We start from the raw sequence: 23,942 nt of genomic DNA, 5'->3' as shown, positions 1-23,942 counted from the left end.
GCTCCTAAAGCAGCGCCCTGTTTTGCAGATCAAGGACTATGCCCGCCTTCCGCAAACTCTCATAGGGACTCATCTCTGCCGCTTGCCCCTCTTCGACGATCCGCCGCAAATCAGAGGCTGGCATGGCGGGTGCCTGCGGTTTGTCTCGCTTCCGGGGCTTCTGCTTGGCAATCGTTTTGCCCTTCAGGTGGGCGGAGATGAGGGCAACCACGTCAAGGATGTCGGCGTCTGGTTGTGCAGCCAGGGTTTCCTCAACCAATAGCTTGGCAACGTCGGGAGCGATGCCCAGTGAGCGCAAAGCATCCAGAATTTTCTGGGTGTCCGAGGGAGCTGCAGCCTCCTCTGTGCTGGTTTCGCCCAAATTGTTGGGCGCCACCATTGGATTGACCGGGCTTTCAGCTGTTTCACCCATGCTGCTGGCAAAGCAATCGACAACATAGTCTCGGAATGGGCGCAGGTCATCATACTTGGCTAGCTCATTGCTATCCCCTTTCCTCAACGCCTGCAGCATGGGCTGCACCAGTCTTAAATCCTCTGCGGATACTTTGCGGAACAATGTTTCGTCTATGCGCTCGGCCGTATTGCGCCGCGAACTAGCGATGCGCAGCAAGCGCATTTGACTCAACATGAATAGTTTCACCGCGACGTCGATGACCCCCTGGCTGGCATCATGCAAAACAGCGGAGAGGTCATCGGTTAACGGTGTCGGTTCTGCAGTCCACTGATATCGCCAAAGTTGCTTAACGAAGTAGCCCCACGTGCCATCGTACGCCAGTGGCTCCCATGTGAATGAGCCCACGCCGCTGGCACGCCGTGCCTCCCGAAAATTCCCCTGCAGAATAGGAAGCGCACGGGGGGTCCCAACCAGCAACACCGGGACATTGATACGATTGACCAACGTCACCAGGAAGCTCATCAAAATTTCCTGATCCAGGCCTTTGACGTTCTTCAGATGCTGGATCTCGTCGATCACCAGCAAGCCAAGCGCATGCAGCCTGGCAACCATCGCCATCATCTCCATTGCATGGTCGACCGAGGCAACACGGCTGTTGGAATACTGGTGCAGGTAGTTGGTGCCAAGCAGTTGGTCGACCACACTCAGAAAATTGATGCACATCTGACGCGGGCTACCTGAGTAGGGGCAATCGATTTTGACCCAAACCAATTGGCGGAGAGCAATCGGCGCTTCGTGTTGAACTACTTGCGGGTAGAGCTTGAGAATCCGTTCGACCGCGGTCGACTTACCGATCCCGGAGCATCCCAACAGCGTAGAGCCACTCGCAGTACAGTGAGTGGAATTTGCCCCGCCCCATTTGCCGTCCTTGATGGCAATCGGGCCTTGCGCGAGCTGGCGCTGGAAATTCCCACCTAGTGGATTTCGACCTACATAGCCCTGCCGCAACAACAACCCGAGACGCTCTGCCAGCATGACTTGGCGTTCCAGCGGCTCGAAATATCGGGCCAGTCGTGCAACACAGTGGATACGCAAATGTGCGGGGTATGCCCTTTCTTTCGGGTCAAAAAACGGGACATCCTTCAGCGCTTTGACGGTCTCTTGCGGCGCCCAAAGTGGCGGCAATGGTGCAATGAAGGGGTTGTCGCGATATTCCGGCAATTCAGGCATATCGATCATCGGATCAGTCATGATCGTCATCCTCACCTAAAATCTCAGCGATGCTCGGCTCCGCATAATCGTTACTGGTCGGGCGCAATGGCACGACCTTCGCCTTGGCATGGCTGCTAGGCGTGGCCCCCAGCCGGAAGGTTTCTTCCTGCCGATTACTTGCCTTTTCCTGAGCGCGGTTCGAGCGAATCGCTCGGATGCTGGAAGCACTATGTGTCACGTCACCCGATTTTTCTCGCGACGCCTTGACTACACGCTCTACCGCCGCGGTCAAATCAGCCTGGGCCAGCACCTGCTCTCGTTTGCGAGGCTGGGACTGCCGCTTGGCAGCAATGGCCTGCTGTTCGACTTCCCATTCAGAGAGTCCCCGATCTGCCCGGCTGCGATCTGTCAGATGACATGCCTGAATGCTGTTACTGGCCTTGTCCAGAAAATAGATAACTTCGATGTCCCGCGGGTCATAGCTGATCTCGATGGAGCGCCAGCGGGATTGGCGCGCTTGATCAAACCAGTACTGTTCAACCGCTAAGGAGCAGGTGTAGTAAGCATTTTTGAACTTGATTCCTTGCGCCGTGACCGAAGCTTTACCCGTGGGCAGAAGCTGGAATTTGACCCGTTCTTCCGGGAATGCACGCAACGACCCACTCTGATTGGCAATGCCCCAATCCCACAGTTCAATAGGGATTCTAGGAACGTTGTCCGCTACCACGGAGCGATCCGCATCATATTTTTTTAGCTCGTGATAGTTGTTGTAGTAGAGCAGGCATTCGATGACGATTTGGGTGAACGCATCCAGGTCCAGAATCGCATCTAGGCGGTAATCACGCGCGCCGCGCTCGCCAAAATCCGGTTCGATGTACCCGGGAACATAGGGTTTGAACTTGGCAGGAATCAACTTGAAGCGTTGTTCCACGATCCCTTTCCAGTCCGCCCGATAGGAGCTGGCATTTTCGATATCGATGTTGAAGCTGTTGGCAAGATTGTCGATGTAGCGGCTGGCTATTTCACCGCGATCTCCGAGGAGTGTTTCTGGCAGGTAATGACAAGGCCAGTCCGCAGCAGAAATCTCCACCCCGTAGCGCTGGCAATACGTGACTTTGTCGCCGGCTGCGTTGGCCAGCGCCATCATGGCGCCCACCCAGGATGGCCCCTCGAGGCCGATGTAGATGCCCACCACCATCCGACTGAAGACATCAATCACGACGTAGAGCACCGGGCGACCGATGATCTTTTTGCGGTCGAGCCTGGAAACCAGATAAACATCGGCGATCGTTGCATCGATCTGATATCTGGAGCCAGGCCCGGTTTCCCGGGCTGTTGAAGAACCGAGGATGCCCCTCAGGTCCTTGTCATAGATTTTGGCACCAACCCTGGCCCGTTTGATCGCGAAGCGGCTGAATTGCTTTTCATACCAGTAGTTGAACTGGGCAAATGTCGGCTGCCCGTCCTCGGCACCATCCTTGAAGCGATGGTGCACCTCCCCTGTCTCAGCGTCCCTATGTTGATCCAGGAAAAACTGCCTGATCATGTCATCGTACGCATCGACCAGTGAGCGCTTGCGCTCGCCAGCGTAGTAACGCTGGATCGCCACCGCAAAAATCTGCAGCATCTCGGGCGTGACATTAATTCCCGTTGAATCAACAAACTTCCGTGGCCGTCCTCTTTTGACACCGGGGGTGGAGCGCCGGGTTTTCCCCGGGGCACCTGAGTTGCAATAGTCAGGGAGAAGCGCGTTCGGTGTCTGGCCGCGCTGCCAATAACGACGAAGGTAGCGGTAGACAGACTGCACTGTGACTTTGTGCTCATGCACTGCAGCAGTCACTAACTTGCCACGTTCAGATCGCAGGAAAATTTCTGGTGTGCGGACGAGGGGCTCAATGATTTGCCATGCGCGATCACGGCTAGCCACCTGCTTTATAGGGATCGAGCGTTCATCCAGGATCCGCAGCAAGGGATCATTTGACAAGAGGCTGGCAGCACCACTCTCCAGGTCAGCATGCAACGTAGCCGTTTTCTCCATGAACGGTTGCGCTGCTGCATCATGGATATCGATCAGAACCGTCTTGGCATCGTCGCCTTGAAATGCAAGGACGCGGAGCGTATTACCTCGGTCTTGATAATGGATCAGATCGTTGCGGAGTAGCATCAGGCGACAGCTCCTCGCTGATGCATCGCGTTGAAGTGCAGCTGGGCGATCGGCCCTTTCGAGTCCAGCGGCTGATCAAGGTCGATGTGGATCCGCTTGTTGGCAATCAAAAACCGCAAGGCCGTCATTGCAGCGCCGACCTGCCAACCCGCCGCCTTTTCAAGCTGCTCCAATTCTCGTGCAATTGTTTGGCTTGTACTCGAAACACGCAGCCTCTCCTCAACAGCCGCTACACAGTCGTCCCAAAAATTCGGGTACGCCACCACACGGCCACTCAGGTCACGATTGGCCATCGCCCACCAAATGTTTTCTGCGCGTTGTACGGGAATGTCCTTTTCGGTACAGAGGCGCCATTCGATCCGCCGCTCAGCCCAATAGCGACGCTCAATTTCCAGTTTTTCAAGCGTACGCCGATCGAGCTCTTCCGTGGGCTTGACGGCAATGGCGACCTGAAACCGGCGCTGCTTCAGAAAAACATCAACCAGCATGTCGGTCGTCACGACCAAATCCGTTTGGGTCACGGAATCGGCAGGATGGTTCACGCCCATCTCGGCAGCAATTTTCCTCGTGGCTTCTCTGGGCAAAGGAAACTGCTCACGGATGTCCAAGACATGGTCTTCCCAGTCCAGGATTCGGATCAGTTGGGCTTCCAGCTGAGACAGTGCATGCCGTTGGCGGCGAATTTTGTAGCCGTTGACCCGCGTGGCCAAACCGTCGCTTGGCACGTCTTGTACGGTAAGCCAGGGATGATAGTCGTCGCCGACACCTTGGCCACGCCCCTCTTTTTCAAAGCGGGCGATCTTCTTTTCGTCGAACGAATAGCGACGACGGGCCATGGCGAATTACCTCAGCGAGATACTTTCACCATAGCCACCAAGGCAAAGGATGCAACTTTATTATTTATGATGACACTTTATTATTTATGATGAGACTTTATTATTTTTCTACAGACGCAGTGACCTTCCCCCACCCAGCTATTCCACAGTCACGGACTTTGCGAGGTTACGTGGCTTGTCCACATCGGTGCCCTTGCGGCAGGCGGTGTGGTAGGCCAGCAGTTGCAAAGGCAGGGTCATGGTGAGGGCGGCGAGCGGGCCGGCGGCCTGCGGCAGCAGCACGGTGCGGTGCGTGCCGTCGGCCAGTGCTTCACACCCGGGTTCTGCCAGCAGGTAAACACGGCCGCCGCGTGCCATCACTTCGCGCAGGTTGGAGGCAAGCTTGTCCGGCACGGCGTCGGCGCCGGCGCAGACGATGACGGGCATGGTTTCATCCACCAGCGCCAGCGGGCCGTGCTTGAGTTCGCCACCGGCATAGCCTTCGGCGTGGATGTAGGCGATTTCCTTGAGCTTGAGCGCGCCTTCGAGCGCAATCGGGAACAGGGTGTGACGGCCAAGGAACAGCGCGTTGTGGTCATGGCTGAGCTCATGCGCCCATGCTTCGAGCTGAGGCTCCAGCGCGAGCACATCGCGCGCCAGCGCGGGCAGCCGGGGCAGCCAGTCGATCAACTCGGCCAGGCGCGGGGCGGGCAGGCTCTGCCGTGCACCGGCCAGCGCCACGCCCAGCACGAACAGCGCGGCCAGCTGGGTGGTGAAGGCCTTGGTGGAGGCGACGCCGATTTCCAGCCCGGCTTGGGTGAGGAACAGCAGATCGGCTTCGCGCGTCAGCGTCGAATGCGGCACATTGCACAGCGCCAGCAGCTGCACCTTGCCGCGTTCGCGTGCCGAGCGGGCGGCGGCCAGCAGGTCGGCCGTCTCGCCCGATTGCGAGATGGCGACCACCAGCGTGCCGTCTTGCTCGACGCTGCTGCGATAGCGGTATTCGCTGGCGATTTCGACACTGACCGGCAGGCCGGTCCATTCCTCTATCCAGTAGCGCGCCACCAGCCCGGCGTGGTAACTGGAGCCACAAGCCACGATGCGCACGGCGGGTGCGGCCTGGAAAACCGCCTCGGCAGTCGGGCCGAACGTGGCCGGCACGCAGCCCAGCTCCAGCGCGCGCGCCAAGGTGCTGGCCAGCGCGGTGGGCTGCTCGAAGATTTCCTTCTGCATGTAGTGGCGATACTGGCCCAGCTCGGCCGCGTCGGGCTGCACGTCGATAGTGCGCGCGGCGCGCTCGGTGGGCTGGCCGGCGGCGTCATAGAGCTGGATGGCATCGCGCCGCACGTCGGCCAGCTCGCCCTCCTCCAGATAGATCACGCGCTGCGTCAGCGGCAGCAGCGCGGCGATGTCCGAGGCGAAATACTGCTCGCCAAAGCCCAGCCCCAGCACCAGCGGGCTGCCGCGCCGCGCACAGATGAGGCGCTCATCGTCGCCTTGCGCCAGCACGCCGATGGCATAGGCGCCGTGCAGCTGCGGCAGCGCGGCCTGCACCGCGCGCAGCAGATCGCCCTGCGTTTGCAGCTCGGCGTGGATCAGGTGGGCAATGACTTCGGTATCGGTGTCGGACGTGAACACGTAACCACGTGTGGTCAGCGCAGCGCGCAGCGACTGGTGGTTTTCGATGATGCCATTGTGCACGACCATGATGCTGTCGCCGCCCAGATGCGGGTGGGCATTGCGCTCGGATGGCACGCCGTGCGTCGCCCAGCGGGTGTGGGCAATGCCGCGCGTACCGCTGTGACCGGCAGCCAGCGCACTCAGGTCGGCAACGCGGCCTGCCACGCGTATGCGCTCGAAAGCCGCCGCGCCACTGGCCAGCGCCACACCGCTGGAGTCATAACCGCGATATTCCAGCCGGGCCAGCCCGGCCAGCAGCATGGGTAGAACATTACGATCCGAAATCGCGCCGACGATACCGCACATGGTCACACTCCCCTGGATGGTGCACCGCAATATAAATAGTGTGCTGCGGGCTGTCGTTACGGGGTATCCCTTAAGGGCAATGCCCCGCGTTCATCGGCTTACGCCCGGTACCCGACAGGCGGTGTAGAAGCATGGGCTAAAGTGAATTCACGCGAACCGGCGAATTTGCTGGCCCCCGCGTACCGCATTCCGCGCCGGGCCGGCTTTGCTCCGCGCATGATTCTGTATAGCAGGAGGCCGTCATGGCTGTGCAGCTCCTATCCCTTGGCGCCATCGGTGTACGCCTGATGGACCGCATACTGACCGCCAGGGCCACGTTCCCGGACGAGCTGGCCGACCACATCGTGGACGAGATCAATTGCTATCTGCCGCGCGCCGGCGACCGCGAACAGGCCTTGCTGTTCCATTTGGCGTGCGACATCTACGAGGCGCTGGACGAGAACTTCGAACGCGTGGACAGCCGTGAAACACGCAAGACGGTGCTAGGCATCATGAACGTGCTGATCGAGCGCGCGCGTGTGGTGGCACGGCAGGACTTCCACTGACGACCGCCAGCCATGAATGCAGAAAGCCCGGCATGGCCGGGCTTTCTGTTCTGCAGCGTAACAACGGTCAGTCGGTCGTCAACTGGCCATCGCGCAGGCGCACGCGCTCGCCGGCGGCAAACGGCGGCGGCTCCTTGTAGCTGAAGCTACGCTCGCTGCCATCATCGAACACCACGCTCACTTCATAGCTGGTGGTCTTCTTCACCTGCTTTTCCACCTGATGGCCCAGCACGGCACCGCCGATGGCACCCAGTACGGTCGCCACATCGTTGCCGCGCCCCTTGCCGATCTGGTGGCCGACGACACCGCCGACCACGCCGCCGACCACGGCACCGCCACCAGTGGCTTCACCGGTGTGCTCAACACTGCGCACGCTCGCTACACGGCCGCAACTGCTGCAGACCTCGCGCACTGGCGTCGGGGGTGCAACCACGCCGCCCGTGGCTGGCGGTAGCGCCGTCGGCTTCGGGTGGTGCGGTTTGGGTTTACGGGTGGGCACCGGTGTTGGCGCGGCCGTGGGGGTGGGCACCGGCGTGGGGGCCAGTGTGGGCGGCAAGGTGGGCAGCGGCGTGGCCGGCAACGCGGTCACTTGTGCGGCGGGGGCGCTGGCCTGCGTGGCAGGGGCAGCCGGGGCATTCCCCACCCAGCCCAGCCAGTGGGCAACCCCGACCCCGCTGGCCAGGATCACGGCACCGGCAGCAGTCAGAATCAGTGGGTGTGTTTGAGGGGTAGACATCACGGAGTCCTCGTTGGGTGATGCATTCATCATCCCCCCAGCCGTGTTACGGGCGCAGTGATTACACACACAAAATGGCGGCAAATTTTCACACTGCCCGATCCGGCCCCACCGCGTTGCCATACACCGGGCCGGCATGAAAAAGGGCCGCCAAAGGCGGCCCTGCTTGCGCTTACTGATACGGAGTCAAAGGCGGAAACGCGCCACTTGCGAGCGCAAATCGGTCGCCAGTTGCTCCAAGGTGCGCACGTTTTCATTGGCGGCACGCACCGAATCGGCCGACTCTTCGACCATGCGCGCAATGTGTTCGACATTGGTCGCCACGCTGCTGCTGGCCAGGCTTTGCTCGGACGTCGCATTGGCCACATCGCGGATCTTGCCCAGTGTCTCGGAAGCGCCGCTGCTGATCTCCCGCAGCGTGGCCGCCGCACGGTCGGCCATTTCCACGCCACGCGCGACCTGCGGCGTGGCCTCGTCCATGCTCGCCACCACCGACAGCGTATCCGCCTGCACCGCCTGGATCATGCTGGTGATCTGGCCGGTGGCCTGTGTGGTGCGCTCGGCCAGCTTGCGTACTTCGTCGGCCACCACCGCAAAGCCACGGCCCTGCTCGCCCGCCCGTGCTGCCTCAATGGCGGCATTGAGCGCCAGCAGATTGGTCTGGTCGGCAATATCCTTGATGACGCTGGCAATGCTGTCGATCTCGCGCGAGCGCTCGACCAGCCCGCCGATCAGGCCGGATGCATCGGCAATCTGTGACGATACCCGCTGGATTTCCACTGCAGCCTTGGCCACCAGGCCTTCGCCCTCGGTCGCCAGCTCGCTGGAGCGCGACGAGTTCTGCTCGGTTTCGCGCGCACTTTGCGAGATATGGTCCACGCTGACCGACATCTGCTCGATCGCCGCCGCCGTGGCCGACGTGGCATCGGACGATTGGCGCGATGCCTGGCTGATGGCATCCATCTGGTGCGACAGGCCGCCCGCCGCCTGTTTGAGTTCGTCCGCACCGCGCTGTATGCCCTGGATCATGTCGCGCAGGCTGTTCTGCATGCTGGCCACCGCCCCCAGCAGGCTGTCCGGCCGCACATTGCCATCAATGCGCCGCCCCAGATCGCCTTGCGAGATCGCCAGCGCAATATCGGCCGCGTAGTCCGGTTCGCCACCCAACTGGCGCAGCAGCTTCTGCACCGCCATCAACAGGATGGCAGCAACAACAGCAGCGACGATCAGACAGATGATCACCTGCCAGCGTGCGTTGCTCCAGAAGCGCGTGTTGGCCTCATCTTCGCTTACCCCGTTGCCGACAATCCAGTGCCAGCGCGGCGACTGGATCACCACCGTCAGCAGGTCAACAATCTTGCCATCACGCTCCGAATTCCACGCATATTCGGTCAACGCGCCACCGGACTTTTGCAAGGCAGCCACGGCCAGCGAGCCTACGCTATTTTTCTGCGCGTCCTTGAATTCGTTGAAGCTGGTGCCATGCAGCTGCGGGTCCAGCGGGGTAGCAACAAAGTTGAGCTTTTCATCGACCACATAGACGTATTCCGACTTGTGGTATTTGTTTTCGCGCAGGATTTGCGTGGCAATGGCCTTGGCCTGCTCTTCGGTCAACTTGCCGCTGGCCGCCATGTTTTCCATCTGCACGATGGTCAGATAGGTGCTGCGCAGCAATTGCTCGATACGCGCCTTGTTGTCGTTGTTGGCGGCCGTTTTCATCGTGAGCAGACCAACCAGCATTACGCCAACCAATGCGAGCAACACCAGCACCGACAACAGCCAGGCTTTTGCTTTTAAGGACATGGGAACACCCTGAATAAACGTTGCGGGATGGTTTCAGCATAGCTTGCGATTACGCTGACGCCAGCCCCATGCAACCACCCCGGTTACTTTCTTTGTTGCGGCAACATTAAAGCCGCAGCTGACGCCGAGAATATCAGAACCAGCTAATTCTATCTGGCGCTATCGCGCATCTGCTGCCAAAGCCAGTCGATGAACAGCTGCAACGCTGGCCGGTAGGGCGGCGGCGTTGTCGTCACCAGCCAGTAAGGCATATCCAGCGGCACGGTCAGCGGAAACAATTGCAGCAGCTTGCCGCTGGCAATTTCCTCCTCCACCAACAGACGGCGCGCCAGCGCAATACCCTGTCCCTCTGTGGCGGCCTGCACCAGCAGCGCCGAATCATTGAACACCACGCCCTGGGTTGGCTCGGGCCAGTCTGCCAGCCCTGCAGCATCGAACCAGCGCCGCCATGGTTCGTTATCCGAGCGCAGCAGCACGCGCCCCTGCAAATCGGCTGGCTGTTGCGGCAGCCCGCCGGTCAGTGTGGGGCTGGCGACGACGAGGAATTCATCCTCGACAAAATGCTGTGTATACAGCCCCGGGTAGTTGCCATGGCCGACGCGGATGGCCAGGTCTATACCTTGCGCCACAAGATCCTCGCGCGTTTTGGACGAGTGCAGCCATAGCTCGATGTCCGGATGGCGCTCAATGAAATCACGCAGCCGGGGTGTGAGCCATTTGGCAGCGAACGACGGCAAGCAGGTCACCACGATGCGCGGCCGTTCGCGCTCGCGGCGTATCGCCTCGATTTCGCCGGCCACCGACAGCAAGGCGCCGTTGAGCACGCCGGCCAGCCGCGTGCCCTCGACAGTCAGCTTTACGCCACGGCCGTCGCGCGCGAACAGCGGGTAGCCCAGTTGTGCCTCCAGCGCCTTGATCTGATGGCTGATCGCCCCGGGCGTCACAAACAGCTCGGCCGCCGCCTGCGCCATATTGCCCAGCCGCGCAGCGGCCTCGAAGGCCCGCAACGCCGGCAGCGACGGCAAACGGCCAGGCGACTTCAATCGTGAATCCAATTCAACAATTCCGTGAAAACGTATCGTTTGTCGCTGGCGTCTTATCGGCCAAGAATGGCGACATCAACACACAACAACGGGCCAGACCACCCGGAGGGTTGAATCATGTTAAACGATCAACAACATTTGAACATCCCCGAACAGCTGCAGGCGCTGCCCTGTGGCCGCGTCGTCGTGCTGCCTGCCAATGCGCAGGTCAACGTCCATGCAGGGCTGCTGTGGATTACCGATGACGGCGACCAGGACATCGTGCTGGCAGCCGGCAACAGCCATCGCGGCCAGGGCCGCATGCTGGCGGAGGCGCTGGAGCCTGCCTTGTTCGACGTTGATCGGCCGGATGCGACGCCGGTCGCGGGCTAGCGTCGATTGCATGCCCGGCGCCAGCGCTACAGGGGTAGTGTGGAAGGATGACGATGCGACAGGAGATCATCATGTCCTCCTTCACCACGCTGGCACGCGTCCTGTTGGCCGGTGGCCTGCTGATCAGCACGGCGGCCTATCCGACTGGCGAAACGCCCACCACCACGACCACCAGCGTACAAAAAGCGAATGCCCGCACGGTAAGCAGCTTCAGCAACTGGGCCGGCTCCAGCGCCACAGCTAACGCTTTGGTCACGGGGCTGGAACAAGGCAGTGTCTCGCTGACCGACAGCAAAGGCACCACCACCTTCAGCACCGGTAGCAAGCTCAGCCCGGGCAATACCACCATCGCACTGGTACTGGCGCAAGAATCACTCAAGCAACAAGGCATCAGCCAGCCCACACCGGCACAGATCCAGGCCGCCCTGCTGGGCGGCACCATTACCGACAGCAAGGGGCAGAGCGTCAGCCTGGCGGGCGTGCTGGCGCAACGCGCAGATGGCAAGGGCTGGGGGGAGATTGCCAAAGACATGGGAACGCGGCTTGGTGCCTTGATGAGCGCATTGCACAGCCGTAGCGACACCCATAGTCATGCGGATCACGCGCAGGATCAGGATGATCATGGCAGCAGCAAATCCAGCCAGAGCTCGGAACACGGCAAAGGCGAGAGCGACGGCGGACACGGCAACAGCGACGGACACGGAAAAGGCAACGGCGGTAGTGGCTCTGGTTCTGGTTCTGGTTCTGGCTCTGGCGGGGGCTCCGGCAGCGGGTCCGGCGGCGGGTCAGGGGGTGGCCATGGCGGCGGACAAGGCAGTGGCGGCGGCCACGGTGGCGGGCGGGGCTGATTATCGCTGTGCGCCCGCAGGCTAACGTGCGCGACTGCGCGCCAGCTTCACATCGGCGGCGACCACCAGCAAGCCGGTGCAGGCGAATGCCGCGGCAAATGCTGCGGCATTCCATAGCACCGGGCCATAGCCATGCTGCATGACATTGATGAAGGGATAGGGGTAGCGCCCCAGCAGCTCGCCGCGCAACAGGATGTAGCCGAAATAGGCCGCTGGGTATAACAGCCAGCGGAATGCGTCGCGCCAGCGCAGGGTGCCGGCCGGCGCGAACCCCAGCCAGTAAGCCAGATAGCCGGCCGGGATCACGTCATGCAGCAGCACGTCTATGGTCCATTCCAGCCCGTGCGGCGCCCATATGCCGCGCAGCAGCAACTCGTAGCCCGCAGAGACGATCAGGATGTACACCAGGCTGGCGGCACGCACGCCGGGTTGCCACAACCAGCGCGCCAGCCGCGAACGCGGCCCCAGCAGCGGCACCGTGAGCACCAGCGCCAGCAGCAAGGTGCTGAGATTGGTGAAATAGGCCAGGAAGCGCGTAAGCGCCATGGCCGGCGTGTGCCCCAGCGCCAGCTCCTGCGACATGGTCAGCCCCAGCCGCGTCAGCACCGCCAGCCAGGCAGCCGCCCCCAGCACCAGCTCACAGCGCCGCGCCCAGCGCAATCGCCTGACGTGGTACGGGGCAGTATTCGGTTCTGGTGGCATCTGCATGACGGCACCCCCTTGAGCAACACAGACGGGGACTTGGACATTGCTGCCCAAGTATCCGTCTTAGTGCCTGCACGTAGCGCGCGCATACCGTATGCATGCCGCCAGCCGACCACCGGCAGCCCGCCCGCCGCAAACGGCATGCGGGCCGCTGGCCGGTAAGGCAGGCGCAAAAAAACAGGCGCCGCAGCGCCTGTTTTCCCGGGGCAGGTTTTACCCTGGCAAGACTCAGCCCAGCTTGGCCAGCTGCGCCTGCAGCTTGCTCAACTTGTCCTGCAGCTCGGCCACCAGCGCGCGGTCCTTCTCGACCAGATGCGCCGGCGCCTTGTCGGTGTAACCCGGCTTTTCCAGCTTGGCGACCATCTTGCCCAAGCCGTCTTCAGTCTTGGCAATTTCCTTGGTCAGGCGGGCGCTTTCCGCAGCCTTGTCCACCTCCACCTTGAGCATCAGGCGGATGGTGCCGGCCACGGCTACCGGGGCGTCGTCCTCGGGCAACGCGGCAACCACGTGCACTTCGGACAGCTTGGCCAGCGACTTCAGGTAGTCGGCATAACGCACCAGCGCTGCATCGCCTTCGATGAACAGCGGCACTTTTTGCGACGGCGGCAAGCCCATTTCGCCACGCAGGTTGCGCGCAGCAAAGGCCAGCGCCTTCAGCTCGTCCACTTCGGCCTGCGCGGCCGCGTCGATCTTGCTTTCGTCGGCTACCGGCCAGCGCGCTACCATCAGCGATTCGGTGTCCTTCTTGCCGGCCAGCGGGGCCACCACCTGCCACAGCTCCTCGGTGATGAAGGGCATGATGGGGTGAATCAGGCGCAGGATGGTTTCCAGCACGCGGATCAAGGTGCGGCGCGTGGCGCGTTGCTGCGCCTCGCTGCCGGTCTGCGCGCTGACCTTGGCCAGCTCGATATACCAGTCGCAGTATTCGTTCCAGACGAACTCATAGATGGCTTGCGCGGCAAGGTCGAAGCGGAAGGTATCCAGCGCCAGCGTCACAGCCTTTTCGGCCTCCTGCAGCTTGCCGATGATCCAGCGGTCGGCAAAGCCGTAATCCAGCTCGGCGCCCTCTTCCAGCCCGCAATCCTTGCCTTCCACATTCATCAGCACGAAGCGGGTGGCGTTCCACAGCTTGTTGCAGAAGTTGCGATAGCCTTCGCAACGCTTCTGATCGAAGTTGATCGAACGGCCCAGCGAAGCGAGCGACGCAAAGGTAAAGCGCAGCGCATCCACGCCATAGGCCGGGATGCCCTCGGGGAATTCCTTCTGGGTCTTGGCGGCGACTTGCGGCGCCTTTTCCGGGCGGCGCAGGCCGGTGGTGCGTTTTTCCAGCAGCGGTTCGAGTGCGATGCCGTCGATCAGGTCCACCGGGTCGAGTACGTTGCCTTCCGACTTGGACATCTTCTTGCCTTCGCCGTCGCGCACCAGACCGTGCACGTAAACGTGCTTGAACGGCACCTTGCCGGTGAAGTGCGTGGTCATCATGATCATCCGGGCCACCCAGAAGAAAATGATGTCGTAGCCGGTCACCAGCACGCTGGACGGCAAAAAGGCTTGCAGCTCGTTGGTCTGGTTCGGCCAGCCCAAGCTGGAGAACGGCACCAGCGCCGACGAAAACCACGTGTCGAGCACGTCGTTGTCACGCGTTACCGGCTTGCCGCCGGCCTGTGCTTGCGCCTCGGACTCGGTGCGGGCGACGTACACCTTGCCGTCGGCATCGTACCAGGCCGGAATCTGGTGACCCCACCACAGCTGGCGCGAGATGCACCAGTCCTGGATGTTGTTGAGCCACGCGTAATAGGTATTCACCCAGTCGCCCGGCACGAACTGCACTTCGCCGTTCTGCACCACTTCCAGCGCTTTCTGCGTGATGCTCTTGCCGGTATCGTCGGCCTTGCTCATCGCCACGAACCACTGGTCGGTCAGCATCGGCTCGATCACGGTGCCGGTACGATCGCCACGCGGCACCATCAGTTTGTGTTTCTTGGTTTCCAGCAACAGGCCGGCCGCTTCCAGATCGGCCAGAATGGCCTTGCGCGCATCGCGCGTGCTCAGGCCGGCATAGGCGGCGGGCAGCGCAATGCTGTCGAATGCGCTGCCGTCATAACCGAATACCTGCGCCTGCGGCAGAATCGTCGCGGTCAGGCTCATCACGTTGATCAGTTGCGTGTTGTGGCGCTTGCCAACCTGATAGTCATTGAAATCATGCGCCGGCGTGATCTTGACGAAACCGGTGCCGAAGGCGGCATCGACATAGTCATCCGCGATCACCGGAATCTGGCGGCCGGTGAGCGGCAGCGACAGCTGCCTGCCCAGCAGGTGCTGGTAGCGCTCGTCGGTGGGGTTGATCGCCACGGCCACGTCGCCCAGCAGCGTTTCCGGCCGGGTGGTCGCCACGGTCACGAATTCATCGCTGCCCACCACCGGGTACTTGATGTGCCACATGTGGCCGTCTTCTTCCTCGCTCACCACTTCGAGGTCAGATACCGCCGTGCCCAAGACCGGGTCCCAGTTCACCAGCCGCTTGCCGCGATAGATCAGGCCTTGCTCGTACAGGCGCACGAAGACTTCGGTCACGCTGGTCGACATCTTGTCGTCCATGGTGAAGTACTCGCGGCCCCAGTCCACCGACGCGCCCATGCGGCGCATCTGGCCGGTGATGGTGTCGCCGGACTGCTGCTTCCACTCCCACACCTTCTCGATGAAGGCCGGGCGGCCCAGATCATGGCGGCTGACGCCCTGCGCATCGAGCTGGCGCTCCACCACGATCTGGGTGGCAATACCGGCGTGGTCGGTACCCGGCAGCCACAGGGTATTGTCGCCACGCATGCGGTGATAGCGCGTCAGGCCATCCATGATGGTCTGGTTGAACGCGTGGCCCATATGCAGTGTGCCGGTCACGTTGGGCGGCGGCAGCTGGATGGCGAACGACGGCGCGCTCATGTCCATGCTGGGGCTGAAGTAATTGGCCGATTCCCAGCGCGGATACCAGCTGGCTTCAATCGCGGCGGGTTCAAAGCTCTTGGCGAGTTGCTCGAGTGCGGTGCTCATGACGGGCTCGGAAATAGCAAAACCCCGGATTATACAGCGAGCAACCCTGCCCCGCCTGCGTCCTCCGGCCAGTTCTCGCAGCTACGCCTGCCCTGCAGCGGGGCCGGCAGCCAAATCGCCGGCTATTCGACTATTTGTTCTGGCAAAGCAAGCACTTGTCAGCATTTATTTGGTTCTAACTTGGCATATTTCAAAAATTGTTAATATGCTTACATAGCACCCGAATAGTGCAAGAAAACAGACAAAGCTGCCGGATACGTCCGAGCAAGCCAGACGGGGGGTCACACCATGCACCGGCAAGCCACTGCCCGGCACACGATTCTGCGCCAAATCTCGCGCGGAATCGCCATTCGTCCTTGAAAGCTGACGATTCCTTGTTTATCTCAAAGTAAGTGCTTTTACGCCCGCCATCAGGGGTTATCGTGACTCAACAGCGTCTCATTCTTCTCGGGCTCGGCATCCTCAACCTTGTTGCTGCCAGCTTGCTTGCATCTGCATGGTGGCAGGGGCTGATCCTTGGCCTCGTCGTACTGGCCTGTATCTGGTGGTTCAGCCAGTCCGGCGAAGCCGCCCCGCAACACATCGAGCCACTGGACATGCAGCGCCACGAGCAAGTGGCACCACACGCCAAGCTGCCTGAGCTGATGACGGGCGTGCTGCCGCTGTGGAAGCGCAATATCGAGCTGGCGCGCAGCCAGACCGGCGAAGCCATCGACAACCTGGCCATGCGCTTTGCCGGCATCAACCAGCGTCTGGGCGGCACCGTGTCGCTGGCAGCAGGTGGCGGCGGCGGCAACATGCTGCAGGTGATCCAGCGTGCGGAAGAGCAACTGGGTGGCATCGTCAGCGCGCTTGAACACGTGCTGGCCGCACGCGAAACGCTGCTGCAGGAAATCGCCGGCCTCGGCCAGTTCAACGAAGAACTCAAGCGCATGGCATCCGACGTGGCGCAGATTGCCGGCCAGACCAATCTGCTGGCCCTCAATGCCGCCATCGAGGCCGCGCGTGCCGGTGAAGCCGGTCGTGGCTTTGCCGTGGTGGCCGACGAAGTACGCAAGCTGTCCAATATGTCGGGCGAAACCGGCAAGCGCATCTCCGGCAAGGTCGAATCGATCAACCAGACCATCCAGGGCGCGCTGGATTCGGCCAACCGCCTCTCCGGTGACGAGGCACGCATGATCGGCGACTCCAAGACCGTGATCGGCAGCGTGATCGACGAATTCCAGCAAGCCGCCGTGCGGCTGTCGGAGACCGTCGGCCAGCTGGAAAGCGAAAGCCGCGCCGTCGAACAGGAAGTACAGGATGTACTGGTCAACCTGCAGTTCCAGGACCGCGTGAGCCAGATTCTGGATCACGTCAGCCGCGACATGGTCAAGCTGGGTGATCTGCTCGATCAAAACCGGTCCCTGCCGGACCGTCACGTGTGGCTGGGCGATCTGGAGCGCACCTACACCACGCTCGAACAGCGGCAAGTGCACGGCGGCAAGCAGACCGCAGCGGTGCAATCGTCGCAAGTCGATTTCTTCTGACCCGCCTCACCCGGAGTACCCAATGGGCAAGACCATACTCATCGTCGATGATTCGTTCAGCATGCGCCAGACCGTCGGTATTGCGCTCAAGGGCGCAGGCTATGACGTCGTCGAAGCATCGGACGGCAAAGACGCGCTCAGCAAGCTGGATGGCCGCAAGTACAACCTGATCATTTCCGACGTCAACATGCCGAACATGGATGGCATCAGCTTCGTCAAGGCCGCCAAACTGCTACCCAACTACAAGTTCACCCCCATCATCATGCTAACGACCGAAGGGGATGAAACCAAGAAGCAGGAGGGCAAGGCAGCAGGCGTAAGGGCCTGGGTGCTCAAACCCTTCCAGCCGCCCATCCTGCTGGATGCGGTCTCCAAACTGGTGATGCCTTAACCCCCGGAGGCCGCCATGCCGATTTCAGAACAGACCCGCGACGGGCACTTGTTACTCCAACTGGAAGGCGGCCTCACCATCTTCCAGGCCGCCGAGCTCAAGGACGAGCTGCTGCAGGCACTGGCGCACGCCGAACACCGGATCGAGCTGAACCTGGCCGCAGTCGAGGAAATCGACAGCGCCGGCGTGCAGCTCTTGCTGGCGCTCAAGCATGAAGCGGCCAGTCAGCAAAAAACCGTCAATTACAGTCACCACAGCCCGCCGGTGCTGGCCGCCATCGATCTGCTCAACCTGGCCGCCACCCTTGGCGACCCGCTGCTGATTCCCAACGCGAGGTAGCGTATGGATATGGACATGGCGCGCGACGCGCTGGTACAGGAAGCCCGTGAACTGCTGGTGGCAATGGAAAACGCGCTGCTGGAAATCGAAACCGATGGCGCCAGCAGCGAAGCCATCAATGCCATTTTCCGCGCCGCCCACACCATCAAGGGGTCGGCCGGGCTGTTTGCCTTTGATCTCATCGTCAGCTTCACCCATATCGTCGAAAGCGTGCTCGACCGCGTGCGCAACGGCAAGGTGCAGATCGACGATGCCATGCTGTCGCTGCTGCTCAATTGCGGCGACTATATCGGTGCACTGGTCGATGCCATCCAGAACCGCACCGAAAACGAAGAACCCGACGCTGCGCGCCGCGTGGTGCTGGAAAAGCAGCTGGGCGCCTATCTGGAACCGCCGGCCGAAGCCCCTGCCGCTGCCGCACTGACAGCGACCGCCAAGGAAGAAGGCCCGCAGCAGATCGAGGGCAGCGGTGGCGTCAGCAGCGACAACTGGCATTTGTCGCTGCGCTTTTCGCCCGACGTGCTGCGCAACGGCCTAGACCCGCTGTCCTTTCTGCACTACCTCAGCTCGATGGGCCGCATTGTCTATCTGCACACGCTGACCGACAACCTGCCGCCGCTGTCGCAACTGGATGCCGAAGCCAGCTACCTGGGGTTCGAGATCGACTTCGATTCGGACGCCGACCGCGCCAAAATCGAGAGCGTGTTCGACTTCGTGCGCGAAGACAGCCAGATCCGCATCCTGCCGCCGCATTCCAAGATCGACGAATACATCTCCCTGATCGCGCTGATGCCCGATCCGGGCCGGCTGGGCGACATCCTGGTGCGTGGCGGCGCGCTGACCGAAGTCGAGCTGGAACAGGCACTGCAACAGCAGCAAGGCCAGGAAATCGGCCAGAAGCCGCTGGGTGCGATGTTGATCGAGCAACAGCTGGTGCCCGAGCCTGTCGTGTCTGCCGCGCTGAGCCGGCAAAAGCAGAATGAGGAAAAGAAGAGCCACGAGCAGAAATTCATCAAGGTCGAGGTCAGCAAGCTCGACCAGCTGATCGACCTGGTGGGCGAGCTGGTGATTGCCGGTGCCGGCGCCAACCTGATTGCCAACCGCAAGAAGGATGCGCAGTTCGAGGAAGCCACGCAGGCCATCTCGGTGCTGGTCGAGCATATCCGCGATGCGGCGCTCACCTTGCGCATGGTGCCGATCGGCGAGGTGTTCCAGCGCTTCCCGCGCGTGGTACGCGATATCTCGCGCGAGCTGGGCAAGGAAATCGAACTGATCGTGACCGGTGCTGAAACAGAACTCGACAAGAGCATGGTCGAGAAACTGGCCGACCCCTTGATGCACATCGTGCGCAACTCGATGGATCACGGCATCGAAGGGACCGAAGATCGCGTGCTGGCCGGCAAATCCGCCACCGGCATGTTGCGGCTGAACGCATATCACGAATCAGGCAGCATCGTGATCGAGGTCTCCGACGACGGGCGCGGGTTGAACCGCGAAAAAATCCTCGCCAAGGCCATCGAGCGCGGGCTGGTCACGCCTGACCACAATCTGAGCGAGAAGGATATCTTCCGGCTGATTTTCGAAGCCGGCTTCTCGACCGCCGAGCAGGTCACCAATCTGTCCGGCCGTGGCGTGGGCATGGATGTGGTGAAGAAGAACATCGAATCCTTGCGCGGTGAGGTGGAAATACTCAGCCAGGCCGGCCAGGGCACCACCACGCGCATCCGCCTGCCACTCACGCTGGCCATCATCGACGGCTTCCAGGTGATGGTGAACGACGAAGTATTCGTGATTCCGCTTGATCTGGTGATCGAGTGTGTCGACCTCGCCGGCCACGACGCGCGGCACAACATCGTCAAGCTGCGTGGCGAACCGCTGCCCTTTGTGCGGCTGCGCGAGCTGTTCGAGCTGCCACCCATCCAGCACAACCGCGAAAGCCTGGTGGTGGTGCAATTCGGCCAGCAACGCGCCGGCCTGGTGGTCGACCGGCTGCTGGGCGAGTTCCAGGCGGTGATCAAGCCGCTGGGCAGCCTGTTCTCAGGCATCAAGAGCATCAGCGGCTCGACCATCCTGGGCGATGGCCGCGTGGCGCTGATTCTGGACGTACCGCATCTGGTGCAGCAGACCGCACAGCAACAGCATTCCCTCACTCAGTCGGCCGTCGCCGGCCTGCTTACCAATAACAAGACCACCGAACGCTAGGAGAAGAACATGGGTTGGTTCTTACGTTTGAAACTGGGCACCAAACTGCTGACAGCCTTTCTGTTCTCGGCACTGCTGACCCTGCTGCTGGGACTGTACGCGCTGAACAACATCCAGAAGGTCGGCGATGGCGGCACCAGCATCTATACCAACAACTTGCTGGCGATCAGCAGCCTGTCGCGCGCCAATGTCAGTCTGGTGGCCTCTGCCCGCACCGTGGTGCGCATGATGAGCCAGGTCGACAAGCCGGACGACTTGCAGGCCTCGGCCGGCCGCTACGACGATTACATCGCAAAGTTCAACAAGTTCTGGGACGTATACGCCAAAACCGAAGCGTCTCCGACCGAGGCCAAACTGCGCCAGGATTTTGCGCCGTTGCTCAAGGATTACCTGAGCCAATCCGACAAGGCCATCAAGCTCCTGAAAGCCGGCCAGGCAGACGAAGCCAAAGCCTTGATCAATGGCGACCTGCGCGGCTTGATCGCCAAGATCGACAAGGTGCTGGACGACATCAGCACCGATAACGAGAAGCAGGCTGATGATGCCAACAAGGTCAATCTTGGCACCATCGCCCAGAGCAATACCTGGACCATGGCCGCCATCGGCATTGCCATCGTGCTGTCGGTCGGCATGGGCATGTTGCTGGCGCGTGTGGTGACACGGCAAGTCGGCGGCGAGCCGGATGAGGCGGTCAACATCCTGCAACGCGTGGCCGATGGTGACCTCACCGTGAATGTCAATGTGCGTGATGGCGATACCAGCTCGATGCTGTTCAGCATCAAGGTCATGATCACCAAACTCACCGAGATCATCAGCGATGTCAGCAGCTCGGCCAGCTCGCTGGCCTCGGCATCCGAGGAAATCTCTGCCTCGGCACAGGCGCTGAGCCAGAACGCGTCCGAACAGGCGGCCAACGTCGAGGAAACCAGTGCCGCGGTCGAGGAAATCACCTCCACCGTATCGCAGAACTCCGAGAACGCCCGCATCACCGACGGCATGGCCAGCAAATCGTCCAGCGATGCGGTCGAAGGCGGCGATGCGGTCAAGCAGACCGTCAGCGCCATGCGCCAGATCGCCGGCAAGATCGGCATCATCGACGACATTGCCTACCAGACCAATCTGCTGGCACTGAATGCCGCCATCGAGGCCGCCCGTGCCGGCGAGCACGGCAAGGGCTTCGCCGTGGTCGCTGCCGAAGTGCGCAAGCTGGCCGAGCGCTCGCAAGTGGCCGCGCAGGAAATCGGCACCGTCGCCAGCGACAGCGTCACCCTGGCCGAGCGCGCCGGCACCCTGCTCGACCAGATGGTGCCGTCGATCCGCAAGACCGCCGATCTGGTGCAGGAAATCTCTGCCGCATCGCGCGAGCAGACCAGCGGGCTGGATCAGATCAACACCGCCGTGAGCCAGCTGGCGCAGACTACACAGATGAATGCCTCGGCGTCGGAGGAACTGTCGTCCACCTCCGAGGAAATGAGCGCGCAAGCCATCCAGCTGCAGGAAATGATCCGCTTCTTCAAGGTATCGAATGGTGGATCACACGCGCCCGCACGCCGTTCCGCACCAGCGGCACGCAAGGCGGCCCCGCCGCCGGCACGCAACCAGAAACGTGCGTCCATGCTCGATACGGGCGATGACGCGGTCGATGAATCGTCGTTCACGCGCTTCTGAGGAGGGAGCCATGTCCAATCTGCCCGCCACCGCCGCGTCATCCCGTTTGCAGGGGGCCGAGCAACCCGGCACCCAGCAGTTCCTGACCTTTACGCTCAGCAGCGAGCTGTTCGCGATCCCGATTGAGCACATCCGCGAAATCATCGAGTTTGGCGGACTGACCGAAATCCCGATGCTGCCGCCCTTTCTGCGCGGCGTCATCAACCTGCGCGGCGCCGTGGTGCCGGTGGTCGACCTGGCCGCGCGTTTTGGTCGCAACGTCACCGAAATCGGCCGCCGCACCTGCATCGTGATCCTGGAGGTCGAGCAGGAAAACCAGATGCTGGCACTGGGCATCATCGTCGATGCCGTGAACGAGGTACTGTCGGTCGAGCCGGGCCAGATCGAGCCGCGCCCCAGCTTTGGCGCCAAGATACGCGCCGATTTCATCGACGGCATGATCAGCCTGGGCGAACGCTTCGTCATTGCGCTCGACATCCAGCAGGTGCTGTCCGTTGACGAAATGGCGACCCTGATCGGCATGAACACCAACGAAGAGCTGGCCGCCGCGCCAGCCTGATGCGCGGTGTGCCCGCAAGTACAAGAACAACGAGGGGAGAATAACCATGAACTGGTTCAAGCAATGGCGGTTGAGCACCAAGCTCACCATTACCTTTTTGCTGGTGGCGGCAGTATCGCTGGTCATCGGCACCGTCGGCATCGTAAAGATCCAGCAGGTCGACGACATGATGAGCAGCATGTATTCCGACCGGCTGGTGCCCATTGCCCAGCTCACGGCGGTGCGCAGCGAAACCATCCAGCAGTATCGCCGGGTCTACGTGATGCTGGTGCTCAACACCCAGGCCGATACCACCGAGCAGGCAGAGAAAAACCTGAAGTCGGAAAAGGTCATTGACGACCAGTTCACTGCCTATCGCAACACCTTTCTGGTCGACGATGAGAAGCGCCTGATTGCCAATTACGATCCGCAGGTCAGCGCCTTCCGCGCTTCGCTGAGAAAAGTGGTCGAGCAGCTGAAAACCGGCCAGAGCAGTGAAGCCGACAAGACCATACGCCAGGAAACCAAACCGCTGTTCGAAAAGCTGGAGGCTACGGTCGATGGGCTGGTCGAGATACAGACGACCACCGCCAAACAGATCAACGACGAATCGTCGCGCGTCGCCAGCACCATACGCACCACCATGATCAGCCTGATGGTGGCCGGCTTCATCATTGCGGTCGTGATCGGTCTGCTGGTGACCCGCATGATCGTCGCCCAGGTCGGCGGCGAGCCGGCCGACGCGGTGAGCATTCTGCAGCGCGTGGCCGACGGTGACCTCACCGTGAACGTGAACATCAAGCCGGGTGATCACACCTCGATGTTGTTCAGCATCAAGCAGATGATCGCCAAGCTCACCGACATCATCAGCGACGTGAGCAGTTCGGCCAGCTCGCTGGCCTCGGCCTCCGAGGAAATCTCTGCCTCGGCACAGGCGCTGAGCCAGAACGCCTCCGAACAGGCGGCCAACGTCGAGGAAACCAGCGCTGCGGTCGAGGAAATCACCTCCACCGTATCGCAGAACTCCGAGAACGCCCGCATCACCGACGGCATGGCCAGCAAATCGGCCGGCGATGCAGTCGAAGGCGGTGATGCGGTCAAACAGACCGTGCAGGCCATGCGCCAGATTGCCGGCAAGATCGGCATCATCGACGACATCGCCTACCAGACCAATCTGCTGGCACTCAATGCCGCCATCGAGGCCGCCCGTGCCGGCGAGCACGGCAAGGGCTTTGCCGTGGTCGCGGCCGAAGTACGCAAGCTGGCCGAGCGCTCGCAAGTAGCGGCACAGGAAATCAGCTCGGTGGCCAGCAATAGCGTGATGATGGCCGAAAGTGCCGGCACGCTGCTCGACCAGATGGTGCCTGCCATCCGCAAGACTGCCGATCTGGTGCAGGAAATCTCAGCCGCCTCGCGCGAGCAGACCAGCGGGCTGGATCAGATCAATACTGCGGTAAGCCAGCTGGCGCAGACCACGCAGATGAATGCCTCGGCGTCGGAGGAGCTGTCGTCTACCTCCGAGGAAATGAGCGCACAGGCTATCCAGCTGCAGGAAATGATCCGTTTCTTCAAAGTCAGCGGCAACGGGCGCTAGTCGGGAACGG

19 protein-coding genes are annotated in these 23,942 nt (G+C 61.5%); 10 read left to right on the top strand and 9 right to left on the bottom strand.

Annotated elements, in window-relative coordinates:
* Window positions 1-4 precede the first annotated feature (4 nt).
* The 4 genes from B9A19_RS02480 to glmS form a co-directional block, all read right to left on the bottom strand.
* Window positions 5-1,645 (bottom strand): ATP-binding protein, encoded by a 1,641-nt coding sequence (locus tag B9A19_RS02480; protein ID WP_217806959.1) that lies wholly within the window; start codon window positions 1,643-1,645, stop codon window positions 5-7.
* Window positions 1,638-3,770 (bottom strand): TnsB C-terminal domain-containing protein, encoded by a 2,133-nt coding sequence (locus B9A19_RS02475; RefSeq protein ID WP_084088962.1) that lies wholly within the window; start codon window positions 3,768-3,770, stop codon window positions 1,638-1,640. The genes B9A19_RS02480 and B9A19_RS02475 overlap by 8 nt, the downstream gene beginning before the upstream one ends.
* On the bottom strand, window positions 3,770-4,606 hold the full coding sequence (locus B9A19_RS02470) for a TnsA endonuclease N-terminal domain-containing protein (protein WP_084088961.1): 837 nt from the start codon (window positions 4,604-4,606) through the stop codon (window positions 3,770-3,772). The genes B9A19_RS02475 and B9A19_RS02470 overlap by 1 nt, the downstream gene beginning before the upstream one ends.
* 138 nt (window positions 4,607-4,744) lie before the next feature.
* Entirely contained in the window at window positions 4,745-6,571 is a 1,827-nt protein-coding gene (gene glmS, locus B9A19_RS02465; RefSeq protein ID WP_084088960.1) for a glutamine--fructose-6-phosphate transaminase (isomerizing), read from the bottom strand.
* Between the two features lie 242 nt (window positions 6,572-6,813).
* Between glmS and B9A19_RS02460 the strand changes: the two genes are divergently transcribed.
* Window positions 6,814-7,116, top strand: coding sequence for a hypothetical protein (locus tag B9A19_RS02460; RefSeq protein WP_084088959.1), 303 nt, complete (start codon window positions 6,814-6,816; stop codon window positions 7,114-7,116).
* Between the two features lie 67 nt (window positions 7,117-7,183).
* Here B9A19_RS02460 and B9A19_RS02455 read toward each other — a convergent pair whose 3' ends face one another.
* The 3 genes from B9A19_RS02455 to gcvA all read right to left on the bottom strand — a co-directional run bounded on the left by B9A19_RS02455 (window position 7,184) and on the right by gcvA (window position 10,698).
* Window positions 7,184-7,852, bottom strand: coding sequence for an outer membrane lipoprotein (locus B9A19_RS02455; RefSeq protein ID WP_139798608.1), 669 nt, complete (start codon window positions 7,850-7,852; stop codon window positions 7,184-7,186).
* 186 nt (window positions 7,853-8,038) lie between these two features.
* Window positions 8,039-9,655: a methyl-accepting chemotaxis protein gene (locus B9A19_RS02450; RefSeq protein ID WP_084088957.1), complete on the bottom strand. Its 1,617-nt coding sequence runs from the start codon at window positions 9,653-9,655 to the stop codon at window positions 8,039-8,041.
* 149 nt (window positions 9,656-9,804) lie between these two features.
* A complete protein-coding gene (gcvA, locus tag B9A19_RS02445; RefSeq protein ID WP_084088956.1) occupies window positions 9,805-10,698 on the bottom strand; it encodes a transcriptional regulator GcvA in 894 nt (297 codons plus the stop codon).
* 117 nt (window positions 10,699-10,815) lie between these two features.
* Between gcvA and B9A19_RS02440 the strand changes: the two genes are divergently transcribed.
* The gene (locus B9A19_RS02440; RefSeq protein ID WP_139798607.1) at window positions 10,816-11,070 is read left to right on the top strand and encodes a DUF2917 domain-containing protein; all 255 of its coding nucleotides are present in this window, start codon (window positions 10,816-10,818) and stop codon (window positions 11,068-11,070) included.
* Between the two features lie 71 nt (window positions 11,071-11,141).
* Entirely contained in the window at window positions 11,142-11,918 is a 777-nt protein-coding gene (locus B9A19_RS21955) for a hypothetical protein (RefSeq protein ID WP_139798606.1), read from the top strand.
* A gap of 21 nt (window positions 11,919-11,939) precedes the next feature.
* On the opposite strand, the gene B9A19_RS02430 is transcribed toward B9A19_RS21955, so the two are convergent.
* Window positions 11,940-12,626, bottom strand: coding sequence for a Pr6Pr family membrane protein (locus tag B9A19_RS02430; protein WP_139798605.1), 687 nt, complete (start codon window positions 12,624-12,626; stop codon window positions 11,940-11,942).
* A 225-nt stretch (window positions 12,627-12,851) separates the two neighbouring features.
* On the bottom strand, window positions 12,852-15,671 hold the full coding sequence (locus B9A19_RS02425; RefSeq protein WP_084088953.1) for a valine--tRNA ligase: 2,820 nt from the start codon (window positions 15,669-15,671) through the stop codon (window positions 12,852-12,854).
* Window positions 15,672-16,093: 422 nt separating this feature from the next.
* Between B9A19_RS02425 and B9A19_RS23220 the strand changes: the two genes are divergently transcribed.
* From B9A19_RS23220 to B9A19_RS21950, 7 genes are read left to right on the top strand one after another with little or no spacing between them, the layout of a single operon-like run.
* Window positions 16,094-17,200, top strand: coding sequence for a methyl-accepting chemotaxis protein (locus B9A19_RS23220; RefSeq protein WP_217806958.1), 1,107 nt, complete (start codon window positions 16,094-16,096; stop codon window positions 17,198-17,200).
* Between the two features lie 22 nt (window positions 17,201-17,222).
* Window positions 17,223-17,591, top strand: coding sequence for a response regulator (locus B9A19_RS02415; RefSeq protein ID WP_084088952.1), 369 nt, complete (start codon window positions 17,223-17,225; stop codon window positions 17,589-17,591).
* A gap of 15 nt (window positions 17,592-17,606) precedes the next feature.
* Window positions 17,607-17,930 carry an STAS domain-containing protein gene (locus tag B9A19_RS02410; RefSeq protein ID WP_084088951.1) on the top strand — a complete coding sequence of 108 codons (324 nt, stop codon included), beginning with the start codon at window positions 17,607-17,609 and terminating at the stop codon, window positions 17,928-17,930.
* Between the two features lie 15 nt (window positions 17,931-17,945).
* Window positions 17,946-20,132: a chemotaxis protein CheA gene (locus B9A19_RS02405; protein WP_308418217.1), complete on the top strand. Its 2,187-nt coding sequence runs from the start codon at window positions 17,946-17,948 to the stop codon at window positions 20,130-20,132.
* 9 nt (window positions 20,133-20,141) lie between these two features.
* Window positions 20,142-21,800 carry a methyl-accepting chemotaxis protein gene (locus B9A19_RS02400; protein ID WP_084088949.1) on the top strand — a complete coding sequence of 553 codons (1,659 nt, stop codon included), beginning with the start codon at window positions 20,142-20,144 and terminating at the stop codon, window positions 21,798-21,800.
* 10 nt (window positions 21,801-21,810) lie between these two features.
* The gene (locus B9A19_RS02395) at window positions 21,811-22,359 is read left to right on the top strand and encodes a chemotaxis protein CheW (protein WP_084088948.1); all 549 of its coding nucleotides are present in this window, start codon (window positions 21,811-21,813) and stop codon (window positions 22,357-22,359) included.
* A gap of 46 nt (window positions 22,360-22,405) precedes the next feature.
* The gene (locus B9A19_RS21950) at window positions 22,406-23,932 is read left to right on the top strand and encodes a methyl-accepting chemotaxis protein (protein ID WP_139798604.1); all 1,527 of its coding nucleotides are present in this window, start codon (window positions 22,406-22,408) and stop codon (window positions 23,930-23,932) included.
* Window positions 23,933-23,942 lie beyond the last annotated feature (10 nt).

The organism is Andreprevotia lacus DSM 23236, assembly GCF_900176275.1.
Classification (GTDB): domain Bacteria; phylum Pseudomonadota; class Gammaproteobacteria; order Burkholderiales; family Chitinibacteraceae; genus Andreprevotia; species Andreprevotia lacus.
The sequence above is the reverse complement of the archived record's forward strand: the minus strand, read 5'-3'. Positions and strand labels throughout refer to the sequence as shown.